This is a genomic window from Deinococcus alpinitundrae (assembly GCF_009982895.1).
Lineage (GTDB): Bacteria > Deinococcota > Deinococci > Deinococcales > Deinococcaceae > Deinococcus > Deinococcus alpinitundrae.
In genome coordinates, this window is record NZ_WXZL01000059.1 from 1 (window position 1) to 5,698 (window position 5,698).

General features: G+C 61.5%; 12 protein-coding genes. 5 read left to right on the forward strand and 7 right to left on the reverse strand.

Annotated features, from left to right (window positions below; genetic code table 11):
- Positions 1-404 precede the first annotated feature (404 nt).
- The 4 genes from GUI70_RS21985 (at position 405) to GUI70_RS22000 (ending at position 2,505) form a co-directional block, all read left to right on the forward strand.
- Positions 405-959: an N-acetylmuramoyl-L-alanine amidase gene (locus GUI70_RS21985; RefSeq protein WP_237725114.1), complete on the forward strand. Its 555-nt coding sequence runs from the start codon at positions 405-407 to the stop codon at positions 957-959.
- Between the two features lie 82 nt (positions 960-1,041).
- A complete protein-coding gene (locus GUI70_RS21990) occupies positions 1,042-1,179 on the forward strand; it encodes a hypothetical protein (protein WP_161884419.1) in 138 nt (45 codons plus the stop codon).
- Between the two features lie 548 nt (positions 1,180-1,727).
- On the forward strand, positions 1,728-2,039 hold the full coding sequence (locus GUI70_RS21995; RefSeq protein ID WP_161884420.1) for a hypothetical protein: 312 nt from the start codon (positions 1,728-1,730) through the stop codon (positions 2,037-2,039).
- Positions 2,040-2,160: 121 nt separating this feature from the next.
- On the forward strand, positions 2,161-2,505 hold the full coding sequence (locus tag GUI70_RS22000; protein WP_161884421.1) for a hypothetical protein: 345 nt from the start codon (positions 2,161-2,163) through the stop codon (positions 2,503-2,505).
- A 65-nt stretch (positions 2,506-2,570) separates the two neighbouring features.
- On the opposite strand, the gene GUI70_RS22005 is transcribed toward GUI70_RS22000, so the two are convergent.
- From GUI70_RS22005 to GUI70_RS22020, 4 genes are all read right to left on the reverse strand, one after another.
- Positions 2,571-2,885, reverse strand: a complete 315-nt coding sequence (locus tag GUI70_RS22005) for a hypothetical protein (RefSeq protein ID WP_202630557.1) — start codon at positions 2,883-2,885, stop codon at positions 2,571-2,573.
- Between the two features lie 212 nt (positions 2,886-3,097).
- Positions 3,098-3,307, reverse strand: a complete 210-nt coding sequence (locus GUI70_RS22010; protein ID WP_161884422.1) for a hypothetical protein — start codon at positions 3,305-3,307, stop codon at positions 3,098-3,100.
- Between the two features lie 25 nt (positions 3,308-3,332).
- Entirely contained in the window at positions 3,333-3,536 is a 204-nt protein-coding gene (locus GUI70_RS22015) for a hypothetical protein (RefSeq protein ID WP_161884423.1), read from the reverse strand.
- Positions 3,537-3,632: 96 nt separating this feature from the next.
- Entirely contained in the window at positions 3,633-3,995 is a 363-nt protein-coding gene (locus GUI70_RS22020; protein ID WP_161884424.1) for a hypothetical protein, read from the reverse strand.
- A gap of 64 nt (positions 3,996-4,059) precedes the next feature.
- Between GUI70_RS22020 and GUI70_RS25110 the strand changes: the two genes are divergently transcribed.
- Positions 4,060-4,194 carry a hypothetical protein gene (locus tag GUI70_RS25110; RefSeq protein WP_272952921.1) on the forward strand — a complete coding sequence of 45 codons (135 nt, stop codon included), beginning with the start codon at positions 4,060-4,062 and terminating at the stop codon, positions 4,192-4,194.
- On the opposite strand, the gene GUI70_RS22025 is transcribed toward GUI70_RS25110, so the two are convergent.
- From GUI70_RS22025 to GUI70_RS22035, 3 genes are all read right to left on the reverse strand, one after another.
- Positions 4,191-4,769 (reverse strand): hypothetical protein, encoded by a 579-nt coding sequence (locus GUI70_RS22025; protein WP_161884425.1) that lies wholly within the window; start codon positions 4,767-4,769, stop codon positions 4,191-4,193. The genes GUI70_RS25110 and GUI70_RS22025 overlap by 4 nt on opposite strands.
- Positions 4,766-5,440 carry a hypothetical protein gene (locus GUI70_RS22030; RefSeq protein ID WP_161884426.1) on the reverse strand — a complete coding sequence of 225 codons (675 nt, stop codon included), beginning with the start codon at positions 5,438-5,440 and terminating at the stop codon, positions 4,766-4,768. The genes GUI70_RS22025 and GUI70_RS22030 overlap by 4 nt, the downstream gene beginning before the upstream one ends.
- Positions 5,437-5,698 (reverse strand): hypothetical protein (locus GUI70_RS22035; RefSeq protein WP_161884427.1); only part of this gene is annotated, 262 nt, incomplete at its 5' end. The genes GUI70_RS22030 and GUI70_RS22035, both read right to left, overlap by 4 nt.

A 5,698-nucleotide genomic window follows, 5' to 3' on the forward strand; every position in this document is an offset into this window, starting at 1 on the left:
CGAGCGACGCCATTCCAGCCTGGGGTACCGCTCACCCACTCGATTCGAAGAATACTGGGCCAGACCGAACTGATCCTCCACAGGGGTCTTGCAATATCAACGGTGCGAGATCTTCTGCCAGATCGCAAGGCCGAAACCGTGACTCAGTGGCTTGTGCAGCATCCGGAAATTGAGGTCATCAGCCGGGATCGGTCTACGGAATACGAGCAGGCGAGTCGGGAAGGGGCACCACAAGCGGTCCAGTACCTGGACGGCTCTACGGCAACACCCTGGCGGCCAAGCACGGCGAGGCCATGCCTACTTGGCTGCCCGATCCCCCTGGAGGAACACCATGACCATCGCCCAGATCCCTGCCAGTCCCCACAACTTCACCCAGGGCCGTCAGGGCAACCAGATTGACCGGGGTGGTCTGCCACGTCGCTGACGGCACGCTCAAGAGCTCAGCAGCATGGTTTGCTGACCCGAAAGCCAACGTCTCGGCCCATTACATCGTGGGCATGGACGGGAGCGTGATTCAGAGCGTGCAGGAACTCGACGCCGCCTACCACGCCGGGCTTTGGCCCATGAACCTGCGAAGCATCGGCATCGAGCACGAAGGGGAGCCGAGGAGCGGGCCCTGGACACCCAGCGAGGCCCAGCTGCAGGCCAGTGCCGAGCTCGTTGGCGGGGTCTGTAAACGCTACAGTATCCCAGTCAATCGGCTGCACATCACCGGCCACAACGAGGTCCAACCCGACCGCTCGGCGCGCAAGGGCTGCCCCGGCCCGACATGGCCGTGGGCCCGCTACCTCAGTATGGTGGCAGCGGCCGTCAATCCCCAGCCCGCTCACCAGCCCGCCCACCAGCCGAGCCCAGACGATAAGCGGACGGTGCTCTTGTTCGACCCAGCCACCAATCAGCAGGTTGGCACCGGCACGCTGATCAATGGCACGGACAAAATCTACGTTACTCCCCGCTGAGTCACCCAAAGCCTTGTTCCTGCGCTCGCTGATTCCTGGCACGTCCGGAGGGCTTTACGCCCTGATCCCAGCGGCAAGCGGCATGTACACGGTACTGAGCATGTTCGTTTACTCCGGCGTGACCGGCAAGCCCATGTCAGCCGAGACCGGGGTGATCAAGAGCCACGTCGAGCAGTTGCTTTACGAATTTTCGCTCTCTCCCGAAGAAGCCCAGCGCTAAGCGCTTCAGGAGGACAGCCATTGGCCTGCCATCCTCGACGCCCTCGGCCTAGAGATCGTCATGCAGCCCAAAAAATGAAGCTTTCCAGGAAATCGTGGTGGATCCGGGGGAGGGGATCGAATAGCTGCTCTCCCCTCTTCATCAAATGATCATCGCTAGCAAAAATAGTCCCAAACCTAATTTATCCACAGCTGCGGCTCAAGCTGTGGATAAGTTTTTGCCTATGCAAAACGAGTGCATGAACGACCCCTTGGCTACAACAACTGGCTACAAAGCAAAAATCCCACTCCAAGGAGTGGAATTTTTGTCGTTCTGGCTGGTGGAGGCACATGGATTCGAACCGTGGACATCCTGCTTGCAAATTACCGCCGCGCTCATATCCATAAGGAGCCACGAGACGCCACGAGTTCTATTTTTGTCGTCTGGGACAGCATTACGCACGAAGGGAGAAGCTCGGGCATAGAGGCTAGAAGCCGGAGGAGGCTGGACCTTTTAGCACGAATTACGCACGCGCACCCCTCCCCTATCCGGCCTGCTACCATTACGCCATGCCCAGAAATGTCCTAATTCGTTTCGTTCCGCCCGCACCAATCAAAACCAAGACGGGCAAAGACACCACCCATGTCCGCGAGTGGGATGGCGAGAAGATGGCCGCGTTCCTGCAAGAAGGGCTGGAGATCTGGGCAGGCGACAAGTACCCAGACTTCGAGATGCGGGTGGCCGTGTCACGTCAGGCAGAGATCCGCTTCGAGAACTGGAAGCCGGACAAGCAGCAGGCCGAGGAACTGCGGGCCGAGATCGGTGCGGAGATCAGCCAAGTCATGGAAGGGATCGAGCCGGAAGACTACCTGAGCGATTAACACCGTTAGCTCAGCCACTGTATTGACGCGGGACGGGTACCCCCAGAGGTACCCGTTCGCTCAAAGAACCTTTATGCAAAAGGACATGTGCTACGGCGCAGCTTTGTCATAAAAGTAGGATGTGCTTTTCTTCTACTCACTCACCGCCGACTGCCTGCTGCTGTTTGTGGCCACATGCTTGCTCTACAGCTGTGCGCGTCAGCTGCATTACCGCGACGCTCCATACCTGTTTTTGAGGCGGCGACTCTTGTGGGGGACCCTGAGTTTTTTTCTGCATGGCATGGTCCAAATTGGCGTCATGTTGATGTTGCTGGATCGCTACTCGACGGCTTGGTGGCTGGTTGCAGTCCTGGGCAGTTTTCCTGCCTTGATGACTTTTAGTTATGCGGTCCAGGCGATCCACAACCCTCAGCGGGTGGCTAGGACGAACAAACGCCGCTGGAAAGGCCCTGAACTCACCCGCTGAACCATCAAACGCAAAGCGCCCCCCGCTCCCGGCATCGGCCAGGGCGGGGACTTCGGTTGGGAAGGTCAGTCGAAGAGCGGCCTGGCTCCAGAATCCTTAGGCGGCTTCCGACCCGTCAGACTTTGTGCCTCTTTGCGCTCGAAACTGACGTTCATCGATCCGCGCGGCAGGTCCGGCTGAACCCCGGCGATGATCTGCTCGGCCGTAACGATCTGCAGCTTCGGAAAGGACTTGCCCTCCCAGGTATACATTCCCGCGCTCGCCGCTTCGCTGACCATCCCCCGCGTTGGCTCGTGCGCCAGCAAGAGGATGCCGACCGCTGCCTTCTCCCGCTCCACTGTGCCCCGCAACTCGCGCATCATCGCAGGCGTCCGGTTCACTCCGGCCTTCAGGCTGATGACTGCCCGCTCTACTGTGCGTCCGTCCGGCGTCCTGAAATACAGCTGCCCATCAATGCCAGTGTCCCCGCCCCTTCTCCCTTCTTTGCTCCCCTATTTGCACGCCAGGCGAGAGTGCTCTCTCCACATGCCCCGGCGCACGACGAAAAAACGGCCAGCGATGATGCGCGGGCCGTTCGTGTTGGGGGAGCGGGTTATTCCGCCTCCCTCTTCAGACGCTCCTCAAGCCGTATCTGCCACATCTCGGCAGCGAGATTGGCATTCTTTTCGGCCATTTTGGCGAGCGTCGATGCCTTTCTTGCTGCGACAAAAACAACCTCGGCCTCTTCACGAACAATTTTAGCCTCTTCGTGGGCTTCTTTGGTGATCCTGACAAGTTCAGTGATGAGATCGATCTCGCTCATTTTGCCTCCATTCGATGATCTTAAACTACTTGCTGAAGTCGAAGTCGTCATCCCCATCAGGCTCAACGTCTTGCAGGGCCACGCTGTAGCTGCCGTTCGCCAGGCGCGCCCGCACGACCGCCAGGGCCACGCCGGGCCTGATGGTGATGAGGGCCGTTGCGCCGTCAAGCTTCACCGTCACCAGGGCGGACGCGGAGATCTGCGGGCTGCTGAGAGTCGGGGCAGTCACTGAGGCGGGCAGTGCAACCGGCGAGCTTGTGTGTGACCTGGGGAGCGCAGGCCGTCAGCAGCAGGCCTAAAACGATTGCGGCAAGACAATAGTTTTTCACGGCAGCCGCAGATAGATCGGGCGCACGCCACCACTGGTGCGGTAGAAGGTGACGCTGCCGGCCTTGACCTGGCCCTGGTCGATGATCACCCGGTAGAGCTTGCCCGCTGGCGTATCCGGCAGGGTGCAGCCGGTGTACCCGCTGGCCCGTTTCCGGCAGTTCTGGTCAGTGGTCACGAAGTCGCCGGAAAGCAGTAGCGCTGGGGCCGCCGCCGTGTCCGGGCCGGGATTGATGAAGACCACGCTCGCGCCGTCGATCTTCAGTGAAGCGCTTTCCCGCTGAGCCGTTTGGAGGGCTGGGGCGCAGGAAGCGAGGGCGATGATGCCCGTGAGAGCCAAGAGTCCGAATCGTTTTTTCACAGCTCACCACGCTCCTTGAGGTGCTCGATTTCTTCCTGCACCTTCGCCGGTTCTCCTGGCTCAGATGCGCGTCACCGTCAGCCAGGTCGATGACGACCGGCGCGAGGATCGGGGCGAGTTTCAGGGCAGCGGCAATGGGCACATTCGCGCCCAGCATGCCGGTGAGCAGCTTCAGCAGTTCGTTCATGGGATCTCCTAAAACGAGGGCGTCAACACGGTGACGGCGGGAACAGGCGGCGGGTTGACGGGCTGATCAGCAAGCGGTGCATCGTCACCGACTACGGCGGGCCAGTCGGTGCGGGTCGCGGCGGGGAAGTCGGGGTCATCCTGCGGCGGCCCAGCGGCCTGGAAGCTCAGCAGTGGCATGGCTTCCAGGCCGCTGGTAGACGGCGCAACGTTCGGTTTGCCTTTCGTCACACCAATGACCAGATCTTTAAAGCCGGACGCGGCCAGGCCCGCCAGTAACCCGTAGGCCAGCCAGCCCCAGGGCACCGGGAGGTTGTCAAATGTCGCGCCGAACTTGGAATAGAACAGTCCCGCCGCGCCGCCCTCGGCCAGCAGCACGCTCAGGACCCACCATGCCCAGGGTCTAGGCTTCTTACCCGCTCGCTCCACCTGGCGCTTGACGAACTGCACGATCAGCAGCACCACGCCGCCCAGCGCGAACACGTCCGCACCCAGCTTTGACGGGTCCAGCGAGGGCAAGCCCGGCACCTCCTGCGCTGCCGCCGTACCAGTGAGGAACAGCATTCCGAGGATCAACGTCTTTTTCATCCTTCCCCCCTGAGCGCAATCCACACCGCATTCGGATCGGTGGCGTTGATCGTCACGCCGCCGCGAGAGACGCGCTGCCCGGCCACGTTGTCCCAGCCGCCCGCTTCGTTTTCCAGCAGCACGCGAGGCCCACTCGGCACAGTGGGCACGGAGACTGGTGCAGGCTTCACCGCAACCACAGTCGGCGCTGGCGTTGAAACGTCGAACACCCACACATCCGGCATCCGGCCCACCGTCGTCAGGCCGCCCCACTCCGAGAGCGGCACCCAGTTCAGCGCACCGCCGAGCGACTTGCCCCGGCGCACGGTGGCGTTCTCCAGCACGCACAGTTGCCCACCCGGTCCCTCACCCAGCAGGCCGATGTGCCCGAAGTCGGAAGGCAGCCGGGAGAACACCACGTCACCCGCCCGCGCCTGCTTGACCGGCACGGTCCACTTCAGGTCGATGAAGGCCTGTTCCATGCTCCGCGCCCACGGCACCGTGGGGGCGCGCTGTTTGTTGAGTGGCGTGAAGTGGCTCCAGATGCCCATGCGCTTGTACCACTCGCCGCCTGCCCAGCCGTTGGCATCTTCGATGACTTGCCGGTCTGCCTTGAGGCAGTAATTCGGCTCCCGTTCGATCTGGAGCTTGCCGCTCAGCACGGCGTCGATACTTCGCTGAATCTTGTTCATGGCTTCTCCCTGTCTTTCAGCGTCTGGGCGCGGGTTTTAATCCAGTCCAGCGGGTAAGCGTTGCTGAGGATGTCGCCGAGAAATTCGACCATCACCTGGTAGCGGTGCTTCATGTCCTCGCACTCGCTGAGCTTCTGGCGCAGCGTCTTGTTCTCCGCGTCCAGCCGCGCCCGCTCCGCTTCGGTGCGCGAGAAGCTGTCCTGCTTGTTCTTGCCGAACAGCGTCCAGGCCGCGATGATGCTGCCAGCGACAGGAACG

What these genes read in the sequence shown, in the direction of transcription:
- GUI70_RS22025 (WP_161884425.1), bottom strand. Translation starts at nt 4,769, where the DNA reads ATGAAAAAGACGTTGATCCTCGGAATGCTGTTCCTCACTGGTACGGCG.
- GUI70_RS21990 (WP_161884419.1), top strand. Translation starts at nt 1,042, where the DNA reads ATGTACACGGTACTGAGCATGTTCGTTTACTCCGGCGTGACCGGCAAG.
- GUI70_RS22010 (WP_161884422.1), bottom strand. Translation starts at nt 3,307, where the DNA reads ATGAGCGAGATCGATCTCATCACTGAACTTGTCAGGATCACCAAAGAA.
- GUI70_RS22030 (WP_161884426.1), bottom strand. Translation starts at nt 5,440, where the DNA reads ATGAACAAGATTCAGCGAAGTATCGACGCCGTGCTGAGCGGCAAGCTC.
- GUI70_RS21995 (WP_161884420.1), top strand. Translation starts at nt 1,728, where the DNA reads ATGCCCAGAAATGTCCTAATTCGTTTCGTTCCGCCCGCACCAATCAAA.
- GUI70_RS25110 (WP_272952921.1), top strand. Translation starts at nt 4,060, where the DNA reads ATGCGCGTCACCGTCAGCCAGGTCGATGACGACCGGCGCGAGGATCGG.